Source organism: Pseudidiomarina aestuarii (assembly GCF_003987355.1).
Lineage (GTDB): Bacteria > Pseudomonadota > Gammaproteobacteria > Enterobacterales > Alteromonadaceae > Pseudidiomarina > Pseudidiomarina aestuarii.
The window spans coordinates 553,108-571,707 of record NZ_PIPR01000001.1; the positions used below are offsets into that span (position 1 = coordinate 553,108).

20 protein-coding genes are annotated in these 18,600 nt (G+C 47.7%); 10 read left to right on the forward strand and 10 right to left on the reverse strand.

What is annotated here, in order from left to right; genetic code table 11:
* Positions 1-21: 21 nt before the first annotated feature.
* Positions 22-195: a ribosome modulation factor gene (rmf, locus tag CWE22_RS02535; protein WP_169929815.1), complete on the forward strand. Its 174-nt coding sequence runs from the start codon at positions 22-24 to the stop codon at positions 193-195.
* A gap of 102 nt (positions 196-297) precedes the next feature.
* Here rmf and fabA read toward each other — a convergent pair whose 3' ends face one another.
* The gene (gene fabA, locus CWE22_RS02540; RefSeq protein ID WP_169929816.1) at positions 298-810 is read right to left on the reverse strand and encodes a 3-hydroxyacyl-[acyl-carrier-protein] dehydratase FabA; all 513 of its coding nucleotides are present in this window, start codon (positions 808-810) and stop codon (positions 298-300) included.
* Between the two features lie 80 nt (positions 811-890).
* Positions 891-2,807, reverse strand: a complete 1,917-nt coding sequence (locus CWE22_RS02545; protein WP_169929817.1) for an AAA family ATPase — start codon at positions 2,805-2,807, stop codon at positions 891-893.
* 118 nt (positions 2,808-2,925) lie between these two features.
* Here CWE22_RS02545 and CWE22_RS02550 point away from each other — a divergent pair, with 118 nt between their 5' ends.
* Positions 2,926-4,161: an alkaline phosphatase family protein gene (locus tag CWE22_RS02550; RefSeq protein WP_169929818.1), complete on the forward strand. Its 1,236-nt coding sequence runs from the start codon at positions 2,926-2,928 to the stop codon at positions 4,159-4,161.
* 24 nt (positions 4,162-4,185) lie between these two features.
* Here the strand turns inward: CWE22_RS02550 and CWE22_RS02555 are convergent, their stop codons facing one another.
* Positions 4,186-5,082 (reverse strand): TraB/GumN family protein, encoded by an 897-nt coding sequence (locus CWE22_RS02555; RefSeq protein ID WP_169929819.1) that lies wholly within the window; start codon positions 5,080-5,082, stop codon positions 4,186-4,188.
* 321 nt (positions 5,083-5,403) lie between these two features.
* Between CWE22_RS02555 and CWE22_RS02560 the strand changes: the two genes are divergently transcribed.
* On the forward strand, positions 5,404-5,835 hold the full coding sequence (locus CWE22_RS02560; RefSeq protein ID WP_169929820.1) for a hypothetical protein: 432 nt from the start codon (positions 5,404-5,406) through the stop codon (positions 5,833-5,835).
* A gap of 1 nt (position 5,836) precedes the next feature.
* Positions 5,837-6,151 (forward strand): helix-turn-helix domain-containing protein, encoded by a 315-nt coding sequence (locus CWE22_RS02565; protein WP_211618593.1) that lies wholly within the window; start codon positions 5,837-5,839, stop codon positions 6,149-6,151.
* Here CWE22_RS02565 and CWE22_RS02570 read toward each other — a convergent pair.
* A complete protein-coding gene (locus CWE22_RS02570; RefSeq protein ID WP_169929822.1) occupies positions 6,148-6,573 on the reverse strand; it encodes a hypothetical protein in 426 nt (141 codons plus the stop codon). The two genes, CWE22_RS02565 and CWE22_RS02570, sit on opposite strands and share 4 nt — an antisense overlap.
* A gap of 108 nt (positions 6,574-6,681) precedes the next feature.
* Here CWE22_RS02570 and CWE22_RS02575 point away from each other — a divergent pair, with 108 nt between their 5' ends.
* Both CWE22_RS02575 and CWE22_RS02580 read left to right on the forward strand, forming a co-directional pair.
* Complete coding sequence (locus tag CWE22_RS02575; protein WP_169929823.1) at positions 6,682-7,281, forward strand: TetR/AcrR family transcriptional regulator; 600 nt, start codon at positions 6,682-6,684, stop codon at positions 7,279-7,281.
* Positions 7,278-8,120, forward strand: a complete 843-nt coding sequence (locus CWE22_RS02580; protein ID WP_169929824.1) for a DUF547 domain-containing protein — start codon at positions 7,278-7,280, stop codon at positions 8,118-8,120. Before CWE22_RS02575 ends, CWE22_RS02580 begins: the two co-directional genes overlap by 4 nt.
* 158 nt (positions 8,121-8,278) lie before the next feature.
* On the opposite strand, the gene CWE22_RS02585 is transcribed toward CWE22_RS02580, so the two are convergent.
* From CWE22_RS02585 to CWE22_RS02610, 6 genes are all read right to left on the reverse strand, one after another.
* Positions 8,279-8,854, reverse strand: coding sequence for an SRPBCC family protein (locus CWE22_RS02585; RefSeq protein ID WP_169929825.1), 576 nt, complete (start codon positions 8,852-8,854; stop codon positions 8,279-8,281).
* Between the two features lie 24 nt (positions 8,855-8,878).
* Positions 8,879-11,971 carry an efflux RND transporter permease subunit gene (locus CWE22_RS02590; RefSeq protein WP_169929826.1) on the reverse strand — a complete coding sequence of 1,031 codons (3,093 nt, stop codon included), beginning with the start codon at positions 11,969-11,971 and terminating at the stop codon, positions 8,879-8,881.
* Positions 11,968-13,011 (reverse strand): efflux RND transporter periplasmic adaptor subunit, encoded by a 1,044-nt coding sequence (locus CWE22_RS02595; protein ID WP_169929827.1) that lies wholly within the window; start codon positions 13,009-13,011, stop codon positions 11,968-11,970. The genes CWE22_RS02590 and CWE22_RS02595 overlap by 4 nt, the downstream gene beginning before the upstream one ends.
* A gap of 174 nt (positions 13,012-13,185) precedes the next feature.
* Complete coding sequence (locus CWE22_RS02600) at positions 13,186-14,124, reverse strand: SPFH domain-containing protein (RefSeq protein WP_169929828.1); 939 nt, start codon at positions 14,122-14,124, stop codon at positions 13,186-13,188.
* Positions 14,125-14,149: 25 nt separating this feature from the next.
* Entirely contained in the window at positions 14,150-14,605 is a 456-nt protein-coding gene (locus tag CWE22_RS02605; RefSeq protein WP_169929829.1) for an NfeD family protein, read from the reverse strand.
* A gap of 86 nt (positions 14,606-14,691) precedes the next feature.
* Entirely contained in the window at positions 14,692-15,123 is a 432-nt protein-coding gene (locus tag CWE22_RS02610) for a hypothetical protein (RefSeq protein ID WP_169929830.1), read from the reverse strand.
* Between the two features lie 195 nt (positions 15,124-15,318).
* Here CWE22_RS02610 and ccoN point away from each other — a divergent pair, with 195 nt between their 5' ends.
* The 4 genes from ccoN to ccoP are packed head-to-tail and all read left to right on the forward strand — an operon-like array spanning position 15,319 to position 18,553.
* Entirely contained in the window at positions 15,319-16,779 is a 1,461-nt protein-coding gene (gene ccoN, locus CWE22_RS02615) for a cytochrome-c oxidase, cbb3-type subunit I (protein ID WP_169931002.1), read from the forward strand.
* 11 nt (positions 16,780-16,790) lie between these two features.
* A complete protein-coding gene (gene ccoO / locus CWE22_RS02620) occupies positions 16,791-17,414 on the forward strand; it encodes a cytochrome-c oxidase, cbb3-type subunit II (RefSeq protein ID WP_169929831.1) in 624 nt (207 codons plus the stop codon).
* A 1-nt stretch (position 17,415) separates the two neighbouring features.
* Positions 17,416-17,607, forward strand: a complete 192-nt coding sequence (locus CWE22_RS02625) for a cbb3-type cytochrome oxidase subunit 3 (RefSeq protein ID WP_169929832.1) — start codon at positions 17,416-17,418, stop codon at positions 17,605-17,607.
* A complete protein-coding gene (gene ccoP, locus CWE22_RS02630) occupies positions 17,600-18,553 on the forward strand; it encodes a cytochrome-c oxidase, cbb3-type subunit III (RefSeq protein ID WP_169929833.1) in 954 nt (317 codons plus the stop codon). The genes CWE22_RS02625 and ccoP overlap by 8 nt, the downstream gene beginning before the upstream one ends.
* Positions 18,554-18,600: the final 47 nt, after the last annotated feature.

Here is an 18,600-nt window from a genome sequence, read left to right on the forward strand (position 1 = left end):
AATCTGGACGAGGAAGTGAAAATGAAAAGACAAAAACGCGATCGCCTCGAGCGTGCACATGCACAAGGTTTCAAAGCCGGAGTATCTGGTCGTTCTAAGGAGTTATGTCCATATCAAAACCAGGACGCGCGGTCCCAGTGGCTAGGCGGTTGGCGCGATGCAATGGAAGCACGCGGCGTAGGGCTTTATCGATAAAAGTCCACACTTCGATACAGCAATAAAACTTACGAAATATCTTCTCTAGAAACTATAAAGCCCGCTCATAAAGCGGGCTTCTTATATCCATACAGTAAACGTTTAGAACGTTGACGTATCAGTGAACAAACCTACTTTAAGGTCTTTCGCGGTGTAGATTGGCTTGCCATCCACTTCAACACGACCATCGCCGATACCCATATACAAAGAGCGCTTTAATACGCGTTTCATATCAATGAAATAACTGACTTTTTTTGCAGTCGGTAGTATTTGTCCGGTAAATTTCACTTCACCAACACCGAGCGCTCGACCACGACCTGGACCACCTAAGCAAGCTAAGAAGAATCCAGTTAACTGCCACATGGCATCTAAACCAAGACAGCCTGGCATGACCGGGTCACCTTTAAAATGGCAGTCAAAAAACCACAAGTCAGGGGTGATATCGAGCTCTGCGTGAATGTAACCTTTGCCGTGGGCACCGCCATCCTCGTTGATAGTTAGGATGCGATCCATCATCAACATATTGGGCAGCGGAAGTTGACTATTGCCAGGGCCAAACATCTCGCCCCGACCACAGGCCAAGAGTTCTTCGCGGGTATAACTCGACTGTTTCATAAACACCTTAGATCTGTGACTGCAGTAAAAGTGCCGCTAGCTTAGCGAACACTTGTACGCTTAACAAGTCCGACAAGTTTTCAGGAACCAAACCAGCGTTGCCAAACGGAAGGAGAAGGCTCTTGCGGCTGTAATTCGCGTAAACGCTGTTCGATCTTCTCGTACAAACCTTTTTGATCCGCCTGCGTTAATAATTCCAGTGCCTCATTCAAGTGCTTCACCGCGTAAACCGTAAACTCACCGCGTTCAACAGCCGCAATAACGTGCGGCTCCAGATTCAGTTGGCTTAGGTTTGCCGCAGGAATAATAACGCCTTGTTGACCGGTTAAACCACGAGCCGCACAGAGTTCGTAAAACCCCTCAATTTTCTCATTTACCGCACCGATAGCTTGCACCTGTCCGAATTGATCGACTGCGCCGGTAATTGCTAACCCTTGCTGAATAGGCGCTTCGGCTAAAGCCGAGAGCAAACAGCAAAGTTCAGCCAATGATGCACTGTCACCGTCAACTTCATGATACGACTGCTCAAATACAATGGTTGCGGACAAAGCCATGGTTTCATTACGCGCAAACACGTTGGCAATATAGGCAGAGAGAATCATCACGCCTTTCGTATGAATGTTTCCACTCAACTCAGATTTGCGATCAATATCAATGATGTCACCATCACCATAATGAACAGTCGCAGTGATTCGCGACGGCTCACCAAATTCACTCCCGCCTGCGGTTACAACTGTTAAACCGTTGATTTGCCCAACCACAGCACCTTGGGTTTCAATATAAACCTGACCTTCCAAAATCGAACGGCGACTTAATTCCGCTATATAGCCATCGCGTTGCTGGCGTTGCTCGAGTACTCGCGCTAAATGTTGCCCCGATATCGCTTGATCTTGAGCTGCGGTCGCTATGACATTCGCTTCGCGCAAGAACTGCATAAGCGCGATAGTGTCTAGCGATAATTCGGTTTGGTAATCGCTGAGACGTGAAGCGAACTTTAAGACCAGAGGTATAGCATCGGCTTGCAATGGCAATACATCTGCCTCATGTTGGACATAGGCTAAATAATCAAAGTAGGGCTTTAGTGGCAACGTGCTTAGTGGATAATGTGCTGAAAAGTCACACAGATATGGAAACAGATTATCGAAATCGCGATCAAGTTCGCGTAGCTGAGCATAAATATCGCGATCACCGAGCAATAATATTTTGATTTGAATGGGTACCGGCTCTGGCTGGTAAAAAGCAGCAATATTGGCATCACCCGGTTGTGGCCAATGAAACTGACTGGTCTTCAAAATATACTTTAACTTTCGCCATAATCCCGGCTGTGACAAGAGTTCTTCGGCGTCAATGGCCAACACGCCGCCGTTCGCTTTGAGCAGGGCGCCTGCTTCAATTAAATGTAAATCAGAGCTGATGGTTCCTTGTACCGATTGCAAACGAATACTACCAAACAGACTTGCTTCAGTGACTCGGTCGCAGAGCACAAATTCTTCTTCGTCTTGATGTTCAACAATAATTGTTGCTAGTTCATTACCGGGCAAGTCGGCGAAGCTTAATTCAGCTATCTGCGCGAGGTAAGCGGTAATGCGAGGGGTCGAAACTTTAGCCTGAAGTTCTTTGAGTGAAGCTTGCCGAGCCTCAACAGGAGCCTCCAGAATAGCCCACAGCTCGGTTAAAAACTCACTAGCGGTTCCGGCAGGTAGGTTTACACAAATAGGCTCATGCGCTGATTTAGGGTTCGCTAAATAGACCCAGTCAAAGAGCTGGGCATGTTGCCAACGCTGCTGTTGTTGTAATTCTTTCAAGACGTCATAGGTTCGTAACCCGGCTGGGGTTACAATAAAACCATGTGCATAGCGACCGGCGCTATTCAACGCTTGTTTTACGGCAGTGACCGCACGAACTTGTCCAATCAGTGCACTCGCATGAGTTTCTGCGTTATGCTCAGCGGCCCAAGCATGAATAGGGGGTTGAAGGGCGGTTACGGGTACGCGCATGGAAATCGTTCTCCTTGATTCAGCCTGTCATGATAGCTGATATAGTCAGTGTCTGACTATGACTTATCCGTTTAAACGATGACTTAAAACTCAGTAATTGCGAGAAGGTGTAACATTGGTGCAGCGTTTTTATTTTAAATTAACTTTGCTGATGGCCGTTTTATTGATCGCGGTCACTTTTACAGTGCATTTTGCTCAAGCAGATCAACCAGCCAAGGTGACGCCGGTTATCGTGATATCCCTGGACGGCTTCCGACACGATTATATCGCTAAGTTCAATCCGCCGCGGGTGAGTCAACTTGCGGAGCGTGGCACCGTTTCTCGCCTCGAACCTGTGTACCCAGCCAAAACATTTCCCAATCATATTTCGTTAGCAACCGGTTTGTATCCGAGCAAACACGGTATCGTTGATAATTATTTTTATGATATCGAACGCAATGACTTTTATGGCATGGGCAAAGGTTACGATGACAGCACGTGGTTGGATGGCATTCCGATTTGGAACTTAGCTGAACAACAAGGGCTGCGTGCTGCTACTTACTTTTGGCCAGAGTCAGATGCTCGGGTCAATGGCATGTCACCCAGTTATTTTTATCGCTACAGCCACTATGCCAGCCCGAAAAAGCGGATTGAACAAATCATTCGTTGGTTACAACAGCCCGATGAAACCCGACCTGCACTCATTATGAGCTACTTCCATCAAATCGATAGTGCTGGCCATCGCTATGGTCCAAATGGCGCCGGCACAGGCGCAGCAGTTCATTATATTGATGGATTGATTGGGCAACTGATTGACGAGCTTGCGCGCCTCGAGCTTGAAGCTAATCTTATTTTGGTTGCTGACCACGGTATGCTGGAAACGCTCTCGGACGACGCAATTCATGTTGATAGGTTGCCTTTACCGGATGGTTTTGAGCGTGTTCATAACAGTACTCGAGTCATGTATTACGCAAAGAATGATGCCGCTCAAGCACAATTGAGTGAATTGCAGCAACAGCTCGAATCGCTCGACCTAACCGTTGACATTAATACGATTGATTCAATGAAGCGGGCAGGCTATCAAGAGTCCAGTCGTTCAGGTGATCTGATTATCGACGCTCGTCCACCGGTTACTTTCTCGGGCCGTGAGATCAAGCCAGGTCGAGTGAGCGGAACCCACGGTTATACCGGGATTACTGAGATGGATGCGGTATTCATTGCGGTGGGTCCGGCATTTTCTCCAGACCGAAAAGTGGAGCGGCTCCGGGTTATCGACGTCTATCCATTGATTGCAAAATTGCTCGAACTTCGTATTGAAGAGCCCATTGATGGAAATGAAAACGCTATCCTGCCGTTACTGGAAACAACAGAATAGCGTTTGGTATTACTCAGCGACTTGTTACTCAACCATCGTGACTGAGTAACCGGCGTCACGCAGCAACTGTAAGACGCCACGCTCACCCCCTAAATGACCAGCACCGACGGCAACAAATGTAGGTGCTGATTGAAAATTCGTTGCCAATTTTTCAATCCAGTTTTCATTACGTTGGTAAAGTAACATGTCCGTATACTCTTCATATTCAGGTTGATCGACAATCAACTGATGCAATTGCTCGGCGTCTTCTGCTAAATAAGTGTCTTTTAGCTTAACCAGCAGATTCTTTGATTTTTCAGGATCTTCTGCCATCTCCCACAGCCATTGCGTTTGTTCGCTCAATGGAATTTGATCAAAAATACCGAACTGATATTCAACGGTTTCCAAACCAATAATCGGCTTTTGATTTGAAACGGCTTGCATAGTGAGAAACAACTCATAAGAAGCAGTCTGTGCGCAATCTAACTGCTGAGTAACCAGCATACTGGATATGACAAAAGGGCGCATCGCCGCTATTTGCGTAAGCTCGACACCGGCTTCGGCTTGAACGAAATCACTTAAAGTCGTGAGCTGTTCCGGTGACAAATACTGATCAAGATAGGGACCTTCAGGATTAATGACCATCTGGTTCATCTTTTGGGCAACGCTAGAATCACTCAAATCAAGTTCCATCACTACTTGCTCAGAGTCTGCGAACGCTTGTAGAAGTGCGTCACCAGTTTTAAAGTCCTGCTGACACAATACATGCATAGTGCCAAACACATACGAGGGCTGTTCGAGATTATTCCCCTCTACCTTATAGAGCAACGAAGCTTGGCTAGCTCCTGAGAGTAGAGCAAGAGGACTCAACAAAGTGCTCAGTAGAGCCGCATTACAGAACGTTCGGACTGTTTTTCGATTGGATTTTTTGCAGACTGACATAACCGTTTCCTTATTAACTGGTATAACACTGTTATTTACGCAGTGAATCGACTGACTCACCGTCAGCACTCATATTAGGTTGAGGAGGGCGTTCGAGTGACGACAGTTTACCGCCTGTCGCCTGTAATGTCGTATCTGTCACTTTGGTGTCAGACACTGGCTTACTGGAAAAGATACGACAGGGACATGACAATTGCGACATTTTCTATGACAGACGGTAAACTGTCGTCACAGCAAGCTAAAAAACCGAACTAGAGTAGGTCCTGACAACGAGTTACCGAACTCATTTTCACACAAACCATACTCAAGTAAGGAACAATTATGTCACCCAGTAAAAGTATCGATTCTAAAAGTGTCAGTATGATGAACGCTTTACGTCAGGGCTTTTGGTTCTATTGCAACCACAATGGTCATCATATCGCTGCACATGCTTCTGGAGTAAGTGGCCGCGAAACCATTTATGTCGACGATACCAAAGTCTCCACGAAAATTTCTTGGCGTTTTGTCAGTAGCCAAGAATTCAACATAGATGGGGTTCAGTATCGGGTTGAATTTCATGTGACGAGCATATGGCAGGGCCGCATCGTCTGTCGGTTTTATGCCGATGATGTGCTTATTGAAGAAACCGAAAATGCGATGGCTGTTGGCGGCTCCAAGTTAAGTTGGAAAACCTTTGCGATTTTCTTCTTGGCCGGTGCGGTATTTGGCTATGTATTCGCAAAAGCCATTATTGAGCTCTTTGTGGGAGCATAATGTGGATATTCAAGCTGAACAAGTCCGCTATTTGCGCGCACAAAAAGGATGGACTCAGCAGCACCTGGCCGAAGCCTGTGCAGTGAGTTTACGAACCATTCAACGCGTTGAAAAAGACGGTAATGCTGCGAATGAAACCGTTGCAGCTCTCTGCGCTGTTTTTGAGGTTGAGCGCGAAGAGTTATTGGTCGTACCGAGGTTACAACCGGGTGAACTTAAACCCGCACAAATGCGCGACCAAAACATTAAGTTTTTGATCGCGCTCAGTATCGGTTTTGCACTAGGTGTTGCGGTGATGCTTATTGCCAGCTACTAGCTGGCTTTAAGCGTCCATTGGGTATCAAGATCCCGCAACAGATACAAAGCAATACAGGCTGCCCACATTGGCCATGCAGCAAAGAACAATAGATTGTTAAATGCATCAAAATAGAGCGGAAGTGGCGTGAGCGTCGACACACCATGCAATATTGCGATTAAGCCGTAAGTCGCTCGCTTCCAAACTCCACTCACGAACGCTAGAACCAACGCCAGTTGCAGAACTCCTAGGACGATGAATACGTTGCCTTCAAGCCCAGGAATGAAATAGAAAGTCTCAAAAACTGCTGCAGAGTGAGCTGGATTGACGAATTTATCAAGGGTCCACACCAACATCACAATAAATACGCCTATACGCATTAATAAGAGAGACCAGCGAATACGCGGCAAATAAGCATCTAAAGATGAGCTAGGGGTCGTCATAGTATTTCTCCTGTAGATAGCGACTGTATTTATTGAGTGTTTGCTCAATTATAGCAATGACTGTAGACTTTATTGAGCAATCATTCAAGAAAGAGAAGTCATTGTATTATGCCTAGACCAGCTAAGTTTATTCGGACCGAGGCAATCGCAAGCGCGCTGCAGGTCTTCTGGCAGCGCGGCTACCATGCGACATCGTTGAAAGACCTAGAAACTGCATTAAGTATGCGGCCAGGTAGTATTTACGCGGCCTTTGGCAGTAAAGAGGGGCTTTTTGATGAAGTCCTATCCCATTATGCGGAGCGGTCCCTAACTTCGTTGCGAGAAAAACTACTGAATCGTCCCAGTGCCATGCAAGGGCTGCGAGAATACCTGTATTCATTGGCAAACTTAGGCGAGCGTGAGCCCGCTGAGCGCGCCTGCATGCTCGTTAAAACGCTGCTCGAGCTTGCGACGACAGAGCCGCAATTGAGCGCACGAGCGGACGCTTATTTAGCCTCGATGGAAAACCTATTCTGCGAAGTCTTTATGGCTGCTATGCAGCAAAATGAGCTTGAAAAAGGTGCGGATCCACGATTTTTAGCGCAACAATTGCAGGTCGCAATTTTTGGACTGAGAATTTTTTCGCAAAGACAAACAAGTCCATTAAGGGTGCGGTTATTAACAGAGCAAATTGCGAATCAGTTTACACGGGTTGATAAAATAGCATGAATAAATATGGCATAAGTCACATAGTTTTCGCCTTTTTTCTGTCCATTCTATTGGTTCTTTTTCCTGCCAGTGCAACAGCAGCCGAATCGTTTGATCATCAGCATAAACGGTGGGCCCAAGTCCTTGCTGATAACATAGTCGTGAAGCAACAGGGCGCTTGGACACGAGTCAATTATCAACAACTGGCCGCTAATCCCGAGGCATTACAGGACTATTTAGTGCAGCTCACTGCTGTAGAGGCAACAACTTTTGAGACATGGAGCCAAGCTGAACAGCTGAGTTTCCTCATCAATGCCTATAATGCGTTCACGCTTGAGCTTATTCGTAGCCGTTACGATGAATTCGCTGCAGGTGAAGCAGAGTCCATACGTGATCTTGGTACCTGGTTCACAAGTCCTTGGGAACGTGAGTTTTTTACGTTATTCGGTGAACGTCGCACGCTCGATTGGCTTGAGCATGAGGTGATTCGTCCGAATTACGCAGAGCCGAGGATTCATGCAGCTTTGGTGTGCGCAGCTGTCAGTTGTCCGCCATTACTCAACACCGCTTACACAGCAGACCAATTGGATAGTCAGCTAGAAGGTCAAATGACCATGTTCCTCAATGACGCAAACAATAACCGCTTTGATGCATCTACAAACACGTTGTATTTGTCATCTATTTTTAAATGGTACGGCGACGACTTTCTAAAGGATAAATCCTATTCATCATTAACCGATGTAGCAGCGCGCTACATGCAAAATCCGGCACTCGCACAAGCATTGTCTGCATCGAGAGACATAGCAATACGCTTCAACCAATATAACTGGGATCTCAACAGCGCCAATTCCCGAGATTAACGATATTATTTAATTGCGCATAATGTATATTATGTTAAATAAACTATTAATAAGATAAGCTAGCAACAGTGATTGCTCACACTATGCTAGCTTTCTCAGGCGTTTCTACGCCAAATCTGTCGTGTAATCTGTACTCTAGTCCTACAGAATTTAAATTCTTAATTCGCTTCTACAAATGTTTGCATCGCTCTCATTTGTTGTTGCAACACAGTTGCGACTGGCGCTGCCCACGCTGACAAATCATTCGGTGAATAACCGCCAACACGATAAGACACTCTGAGTGTCACCAGGTCTTCAGAGGTTGATTGAATCTGCCAATCCATCACTCCTGATAATCCTTCACCTTGTAACGGACCCAAACCGCCAGACAATCGAATCAATTGATTCGGCTCGACCTTCACAACACGCATATGCTCTGTTTCACGACCCTCGGCCGCAATTTCACAGAAGCACCCGCCAGCTTTCGCTGCGAGCGTCATATTCGCTGATGAGCCATACCAAGTGTGTGCGGCTAGCCACCACTGCCCAATATCTTGGGTTAATGCCTGGTAAACCTGTTTCGGTGTTGCTTGAATGGTTTGTTCAAATTGGATACTAAAGCCGTTCGGGGCTGCATCCAGCACTGGACTAGCCTCTGCTGCCGTTGTATTCGCAGAAACGGCCTGATCACTGAATGTTAGTGCAATAAAAACGCCGGCAAGAGCCAGCGTTTTTGTCGTATTTCTGAGGTTCATCGGTTCACTTCCCAAGACCATTCGTTAATCTGGAAACTCACTTGCTGATTCCATTTCACGTTCCAAACGTTGTGATTCATCAGCGCGCGGCTTCGTGAATCGTGCTAGCGCTAAGTATAGTACAGGCGCAAGATACAAGGTAAAGAGGATCGCAAACGCGAGTCCACCGAACACAACCCAACCGATCGCATTACGAGCCTCAGCTCCAGCGCCAATCGAAATAATCAGAGGTACCGAGCCCAGCAAGGTTGAGATTAATGTCATCATTATAGGACGTAGGCGAATTTGAGCAGCCTGCTCTACTGCATCTCGAACCGACTTACCTTGGTCGCGTAATTGATCGGCAAACTCAACGAGTAGAATTGAGTTCTTCGCAATCAGACCAATCAACATCACCAGTCCGATCTGCGAGAAGATATTGATGGAGGTTCCGGTCACGAACAGCGCAAAGAAAGCTGCTGCAATGCCGAACGGCACAGTCGCCATTACTACCACCGCTGAATTCACGCTCTCAAACTGTGCAGCGAGTACCAAGAAGACAATCACGAAAGCTAGCACATACGTTAGCATGACTTCGCGCGCAGTTTCCTCATAGGCTTCAGCTTCTCCAAGTAGAACCATGCCGACATTATCTGGTAACTCGCGGTCGGCTATTTCGCGCAATTTCTCAACTGCATCCTCAATAGCGAGTTCCTCTGGTAGCGACATGTCAATTTCAATAGCACGGCGCTGGGCGCGACGCTCGAGTTCAGCCGCAACGCCTTCTTCTGTAATAGAAGCCAACGATGACAGCGGTACTAGCTCACCGGTACTTGAACCTACATATAGGTTAGCTAAATCAGAGGGATCATTAACCTTCTCTCGTGACGCCATCAGCATCACAGGAACAGCTTGGTCACCAATATTGAGATCGGTTATATCGTCACCATTCACGGCAGCGCGCAAGGTGGTCGATATGTCGCTAAGCGGCACACCCAGTTCTTCAGCTCGTTTCCGGTCGATATTCACCCGCAATTGCGGTTGCGTCGGCTGGAATGAAATTCGCGGAAAGCCGACCTCAGGCATTTCTCGTTGTAAAGCTGCAGAGAATTTTTGCGCGGCCTCAAAAATTTCTTGGTAATCCTCACCGGTCAACGCAACTTCAAGACCTCCGCCCTGTCCGCGCAAGTTCAAACTATTTGAGCCGAAGGCTCGGCCTGGAGCACCTGGAATGCGGCTGAGCGGCTCACTTATTTCATCAATAATTTCTTGCTGAGAAATGTCACGTTCTTCCCAATCGGTTAGACGAACCGTGATAAACAAGAGATTCGGGTCCCACTGGCCGACCGAGGTACTGATACTTTCAACCGCACCTCCGTTTACGTATGGCAACAGAATATCTTCCATTTTCTGAGCTTGACGATCCATGAAGTTCAAACCAACACCATCAGGACCACGTGCGAATATACGCACCATTCCGCGGTCTTCATTTGGCATGAGCTCGTTGTCCACCGAGGTGTAGAGATAAGTCGCCGTACCCGCCACTAAAGCACTCGCGATAAATACCCACCAAGCTTTATCGAGTGCCACATGAAGTGACTTTCTGTAACCAGCGAGGAAACGCGAACCCACCCGCGTTAGCAAGGTTTCTTTATGCTGTTTTAACGGCAAGCGAGCAGTGAGTGCGGGCACTAATGACAATGCCACAAAGGACGATATGATAACCGCAGCTGCCAAGACACCACCAAACTCACGGAATAACCGCCCCGCTGTCGATGGCAAAAATGCAATTGGCACAAATACCGCAACTAAAACTGCTGTTGTGGCAACCACGGCAAAGAACACTTCTCGTGTACCAATAACAGCCGCGGCCCGCGCCCCCATTCCCATAGCACGACGGCGTTGGATATTTTCCGACACCACGATGGCATCATCGACGACCAATCCAGTTGCCAGCACCAGCGCCAGTAATGTCAGTATGTTGACGGAAAAACCCAGCAACCAGATGACTGAGATAGTACCTACTAATGCTACAGGTATTGCTGCAGCAGGAATAATTGTCGCTCGTCCAGAACCGATAAAGATCCACAAAGTCGCGACCACGAGCAATATCGTTAGACCCAGTGATGTAATAACCTCTTCGACAGAACTCCGAATAAACTTGGCATCATCCGATGTCACCTCAATATTGAGGTCGGTAAACTGCTCATCCAAGCGTTTTGCCAATGCCAATACATCATCCGATATTTCAATGGTATTTGAGCGGGCTTGCCGGATAATGCCGAGTCCTAATACAGGTTTACCATCTAAACGTTGATAAGAACGTGCATCGGCTGGAGCAAAGTAAACATCCGCAACATCACCGACTCGGGTCGTATCATTGATCATGATATCGGCGACTTGTTGTTCCGTGACCGAGCTGGCATCCGCGCGCACAATGACTTGCTGATCGGTCGATTTCAAACTGCCTGCAGGCACATCAAACGCAGCTTGTCGAAGCACATTCGATACATCCGTAACGGCCAAACCGTAACTACTCAGACGCAGGGGATCGATGACGACGCGCATCACGCGCCGCCGGTCTCCAGTGAGCCGCACATCTGCGACGCCGTTAATACTCAGGAAGTTGGGAGCTAAATCGACTTCCACACGCTCGGTCAGTGCTTCCAGTTCAATTTCATCACTCCAAATGGACAAGCTGACGACCGATTCAGCATCGTTATCCGCCTTTATTACCGCGACGTTTTCGACTTCTTCGGGCAATTGTCGCTGGACACGACTCACCGATTCACGTGTTTCGTTGGCGGCATTATCAAGATCAATTCCGGGCCTAAACTCGACCACGATACGGGCACTACCTTCCTCACTGGAAGCGCGAATGGATTTCACACCACTGACTCGTGCAACAGCACCTTCAAGTTGCCGAGTCACTTCCGTATCAACCGTTTCAGGCGCTGCTCCCGGGAAGCTTGCGCTCACAGTGATGATAGGACGGTCAACGTCAGGCAGTTCTCGAACTTCAACCCCATTAATCGCGGCCAGGCCTGCAATGATGATCAATAAGTTTAAGACAACGATAAGTACCGGACGGCGAATCGCTGTAGAGGGTAAGTCAGTGAGTTGCGTGTTGAACTTCATGGCGTTTGCTCCGCCGATAAAACTTCAATATTTTGGCCTTGGCGCAACTGCTGTACGCCTTCGATAACCAATTCGTCACCAAGCTGAATTTCGCCTGCCACTAAAATACGGCCCTGGAGGCGTTGTTTAATTTGTACATTGACACGAAATGCTCGACCATCACGATTTAGCCACACGTATGCGCCCTCTGCGGCCCACATCAAAGCAGCCTCAGGTACAACAGCATAACTGTCACCCTCTATCATTAAATTCACCCGGAAGCTCATACCGGGACGAAACCGGTCATCATCATTATCCAGTATTGCACGCACTCCGATGGTTCGGGTTTGGGTATCGATGCGAGAATCAACATCCACTAACTTGGCCTGATATGCTGCGCTTTGATCGTTCCACGGCCTCACCGTGAGGGTTGGTTCTTGTTGCAGCAAACCTAGCGCCACCTCAGGGGCGTCAAAGCGAACGTACAATTGATCCCGTTGGTCGATGCTCGTGATCATGGTTTGTGTCGTTACGCGGTCGCCCGCTTCAATTTCTGTCAATCCGACGATTCCATCAAACGGCGCCCGGACTTTGCGATCCTCAACTTCGACTTCGGCTTCACGAACCGCAACTTTCAATAGGTCTCGATTTGTAATAGCGTTATCTAATTCACTCTGCGGAATTGCACCCTGCTCACGACTGGTTCGCAATCGTTCCACTGTTCGCTCTGCATCGGCTAATTGAATTTTCGCGCGTTGTAATGCTGTTTGCTGACGGCGGTCATCCAATTGCACTAAGACATCGCCTTCGTTCACGGAATCACCGGGAGCAAAATTGACAGCTAACACTTCATCACCAACGGCAGGATACAGATCCACTGAGCGCAATGCCTGTGCGTATCCAACGACGTCAACTCGTGTCGTTGTGCGCTCAAAACCTGCAGGCTGTGTAATCACCAATGCAGCCTGCTCACCACCCCAGCGCTGAGCAACAGCTTGTGGAGCTTGAGCAACGACAAACAAACAGAGACATCCAGCGATAAAACGACCGCTATACTTCATGAATTCAGCTTCCTTTCGGTTTCGATGGGCAACAGAGACAGGCTGCGCACTACTAATTAGGTATGACAACAAGTATGCATATTTCATCAAACTCGATCAAAAAAGACCGCTCGCCTTCGACGAACGGTCTTTTTCGTACGTTAGACGCTATTTTCTATGCGTCTGATTGATTTTCTAGCCTTTGGTTGGCGCTTTTTTGAGGACTTCAGTTAAGCCTGCCACCGCACCACCAATATCACTGAGTTGTGCTGGCAAAATCAACGTATTGGTCTCTTTAGCTAGGCGACCGAATTCGCGGACATATTGCTCGGCTACGCGCAGGCTCACCGCTGATTCGCCGCCTGGTTCTTGAATAGCGGACGCAATCTCCCTCAGACCTTGTGCAGTAGCCGTTGCAATCATCTCAATTTCACGGGCGCGCCCCTCAGCTTCGTTGATTTGCTTTTGCTTCTCCGCCTCGGATAAATTAATAATTTCTTGTTTCTGGCCTTCTGAAACGTTGATCATTGCTTGTCGCTCACCTTCAGACTTCGCAATAGCAGCACGACGCTCACGTTCCGCGCGCATTTGTTGCTCGAGCGCATCTTTAATCGAAGCCGGCAACTCAATATCAGATATTTCGTAACGAAGTACTTTAATACCCCAAGGTGCAGCAGCTTCATCTAAAGCCTGCACGACCACCTCGTTGATTTGCGCGCGTTCTTCAAAAGTCTTATCTAAGTCTGTTTGACCAATGACCGAACGCATGGTGGTTTGTGCGAGCTGGGATGCCGCATACCGATAGTCATTAATGCCGTACGAGGCTTTGTGGGCATCGACAACTTGAATGTAAAGTACACCATTAATGCCAACCTGAATGTTATCGCGCGTCACGCAGGCTTGGCGCTCAACGTCGATAACTTCCTCTTTTAAGGTGTGTTGATAAGCAACCTTATCAATAAACGGAATCAGTAGGTGAAAACCTGAATCTAGGGTGCGGTTGTAACGCCCCAACCGCTCAATGACAAAATTTGAACGCTGCGGCACAATCCGTGCCGTTTTCAGAATGATTATAATAACGGCAAGTGCGAAACCTAGCGCTAAAACGGTACTGACATCGAATTCAAATGGCATCGAATTTTTCCTCTCTCTAATTTAATTATTCCGCTGCAGGTGGCTGGACTCGACTGACAGTTAGCTGTATTCCTTCATTGGATACCACCCACGCCGTCTCACCTGCTTTCAATTCGTCCTCTGAATAGGCAGACCAGCGCACACCATTTAAAGTGACTCGACCGGTACCATTCACAAAATCGTTAACAACGGTCACACGGGAGCCAATGTCTTTCTGAAAATTAGGTTTCCCTTCATCATCATCAGCTGTATACCCCATAAACCACTTTTTGATACGACCACGAGCCAGGAGCAATAAAATCAAACTAACGATTCCGAAAACCGCAAACTGACTTGCTGAACTTTCAATTACGCCCCAGTTCAGCAGAAGCCCTGTTACTATCGCGCCAATACCTAAAAATACTGCTATCACACTAGTCAGCAATAATTCAGATAAAATCAGCAGTACCCCAATAATGATCCAAATAAGCGCGACGCTCATGGCAGCTCCTAATTGTTATGCTTATGTAATGAAACGACTATAGCACGTCACTTCCCGCAATCGAGAGCGATAATTGTATCAATTTGCTACTCGGTAACGTCGCTGAGATAGGTCACCAATGGAAAGAACAGTAACTCTTGACCCTGCGGTGTTTGCAAGGGCACGCGCAGTTGCCACTCCATCTCAGACTCTGCACAAGCGCCAACCTGCAACGTCGTATGCCACACGCCAGCAGTGTCATCATCGGCTTGCCAAATCACGGGTAGACTCCCCATATACATCGTAATTGCCACCAGTTGACTAGGTTGAGGTTGCCATTCAGTCGGTAACGTCAGTTGAATGAAAATAGGATGCTCGGGCTGCGGGCGCGCTGGAGTGATCGAAAATTTCACCGCAGCGGTATCCATGTCTGCAGCTTGCATTTGGCGCGCTTGCTGATGCTCAGTTGTAGGTTCAGAGCAGCCCCACAAGTGAGCAAGAATGAGAACTGTAATCATTCCACGTAGCCAACTGTTCATTTGTTCAGTTTCCTATACAAATTACTGTCGAATAATTCAGCAAACACTTGCCGTCACGAGGAAAAACAAGGCTTTTGAACTGTATTTTTTAGTCTTTTCAGCTTAGTATATAAGAGCTTCCTGAACTATGAGTGAAGTACCACTTATTGTCACGTATCACTGTCGCCTTTGTGCGATCAGACGCGGAAACCAATGATGAGTCATACGAGTCCACAACAAATGGAATATAACCTCAAAGTCGTACGGCAGTTTGCTGTAATGACTGTCGTTTGGGGGATTATTGGCATGGGTCTAGGCGTGTTCATCGCTGCCCAGCTAATTTGGCCCGAATTAAATTTTGATACCCCTTGGTTAACCTATTCACGGTTACGCCCGCTGCACACGAATGCTGTTATCTTTGCATTCAGTACCTCAGCGCTGATGGGAACGTCTTTTTATATCGTGCAGAAGACCTGTCGCACCAATCTTTTTTCCGACAAGTTAGCTGCTTTCGTTTTCTGGTCTTGGCAAACGGTTATCGTACTCGCAGTGATCACGTTGCCGCTCGGCTTTACCTCGAGTAAAGAATACGCTGAGTTGGAATGGCCGATCGATATCTTGATTGCACTATCCTGGATTGCCTACGTCATCGTATTCTTCGGCACCTTGATGAAGCGCAATACCTCACATATTTACGTTGCGAACTGGTTTTATGGCGGCTTTATCGTCACCATCGCAGTGCTGCACATTGTGAATAGTATGGCGATACCCGTATCGTTCACCAAGTCATACAGCCTCTATGCAGGTGCTGTCGATGCCATGGTGCAATGGTGGTATGGTCACAATGCAGTTGGGTTCCTGCTGACAGCCGGCTTCCTGGGTATGATGTATTACTTCGTACCGAAACAAGCGGAACGGCCAGTGTACTCATACCGACTCTCAGTTGTGCATTTTTGGGCTCTGATATCACTCTATATCTGGGCAGGTCCTCACCATCTGCATTACACCGCTCTACCGGACTGGACTCAGTCACTGGGTATGGTGATGTCGGTCATTCTCTTCGTACCGTCTTGGGGCGGTATGATCAATGGTATTATGACCTTGTCTGGTGCGTGGCATAAACTGAAAACCGACCCAATTTTGCGGTTCTTGATTGTCTCGTTGTCGTTCTACGGTATGTCAACGTTCGAAGGCCCAATGATGGCAATCAAATCGGTTAACGCGTTGTCGCATTACACAGACTGGACCATTGGTCACGTGCACTCAGGCGCACTTGGCTGGGTAGCAATGATTACCATTGGCTCCATGTACTACTTGATTCCACGTTTATACAATCAAACGTCAATGTACAACGTGCGCTGGATCAACACGCATTTCTGGTTACATACCATCGGTGTCGTACTCTACATTGTTGCGCTCTGGATCTCGGGTGTCATGCAAGGTTTGATGTGGCGCGCGGTAAACGCCGAAGACGGCACCCTGACTTACAGTTTCATAGAGAGTGTTGAAGCCTCTTATCCGTTCTGGTTCATCCGTTTTGTCGGTGGCCTGTTCATCGTTGCAGGTATGCTGCTGATGGCATACAACACCTTCCGGACTATCCGTCAAGGTAGCCCGACCGTGGAGTATGTCGATCTACCAGCGAAAGCAACTAAACCAGCGGAACAGCCAGCGTAAGGAGTCGAAAGATGAGCAAAAATTGGAAACACGACTTTGTTGAAAAACGCATTGGCTTGTTCGCGATTTTGACAATTGTCGCCATTTCAATCGGTGGATTAGTCGAGATCACACCGCTACTGTTTCAAAAGCAAACGAATGAGCCGGTGATTGGATTGAAGCCATATACAGCTCTGGAGATGGAAGGACGAGACATCTACATTCGCGAGGGCTGTAACAACTGTCATAGCCAGATGATTCGTCCATTCCGCGCAGAGAGCGAACGTTATGGCCATTATTCTCTGGCCGGTGAACATGTATGGGAGCGCCCTTTTTTGTGGGGGTCTAAACGTACTGGTCCTGACTTAGCGCGCGTTGGTGGACGATATTCAGACGAGTGGCATTATGTGCACCTCATGAATCCGCGTGACGTGGTGCCAGAATCCAACATGCCTGGATTTCCATGGTTAGCCGAAGCAGAACTGGATGGCGAATTGACCGCCAAGAAATTAGCGACCTTCAGAACCTTCGGTGTGCCTTATACCGATGAAGACATCGCCGGCGCCAAAGCTGCTGTGCAAGGCAAAACCGAGATGGAAGCCCTGATTGCTTATCTGCAAGCTTTGGGTACCGGATTACAACAGCAGGCTAATTAAGATGGACTACATCACTTGGCGTGCGTTTTATACAGTATTAGTTTTTGTTTTGTTTATTGGTGTCGTGCTGTGGGCATACAGCAAAGGAAGCAAGAAAAACTTTGATGAAGCCGCCCGTTCTATCTTCGAAGAAGACGAACTGAAAGCTGCGGACCAGAACAAAACTAAACAGGAGTCGAAGAACCATGAGTAGCTTCTGGAGTGCATGGATAATAGTCCTCACCCTCGCCTTTTTAGTGGCCATTATTTGGCTACTTCGCTGGAATATGAAAAATTACACCGGCATTAAAGAAGGCGAATTAATGGACCACGAGTTCGATGGTATTGTCGAGTACAACAATCCAATGCCAACGTGGTGGACCTATTTATTTTGGGTTTGTATTGTTTGGGGCTTCCTTTACTTAGCTCTGTACCCGGGTTTGGGTAACTTTGCAGGGTTGTTAGGCTGGACGAGTTCCAACCAAGAGGTGTTATCACTCGAGGAATCAGAGCAAGCAACCGCTGCAGCGCGTGAAGCAGGATTGATTGTGCAATACGATCGTGAAATGCAGCAAGCGGAAGAAGTATTCGGACCTATCTTCAAAGCTTATGCCGAGCGCCCTATCAAAGAACTCGCGCAAGATCCCGAGGCACTGAAAATTGGGCAACGTTTATTTTTGCAGAATTGTGCTCAGTGTCATGGCTCGAATGCGCAAGGCGGTAACGGGTTTCCTAACCTGACCGACGATGATTGGCTGTATGGTGGCGAGCCAGAGGATATCGTCTACAGCCTCGTTAACGGGCGTCGTGGTCAAATGCCTGGCTGGAAGGAACAATTTTCCGAAGAGCAGATCACGGAACTTGCTGTGTACGTACTGAGTTTATCGGGTCGTAAAGTCGATCCCGAGTTAGCCAACGCTGGTAAACAAAACTACGCAGTATGTGCTGCTTGTCATGGTCAAGATGGCAAAGGGAATCAGCAGATTGGCGCGCCGAACTTGACTGATAACATTTGGTTGTATGGCGGTGGTTCGCAGGCGTCGATTGAAGAAACTTTGCGCAATGGCCGTAATGGCGTGATGCCAGCTTGGGATGACATTCTCGGCGAGGATAAAATCCACATTATCAGCGCTTATGTCTACGGGCTATCGCAAGAGTAATGCTGAAACCCCGCTCCGGCGGGGTTTTTTCTAATTGATGGAGAGTC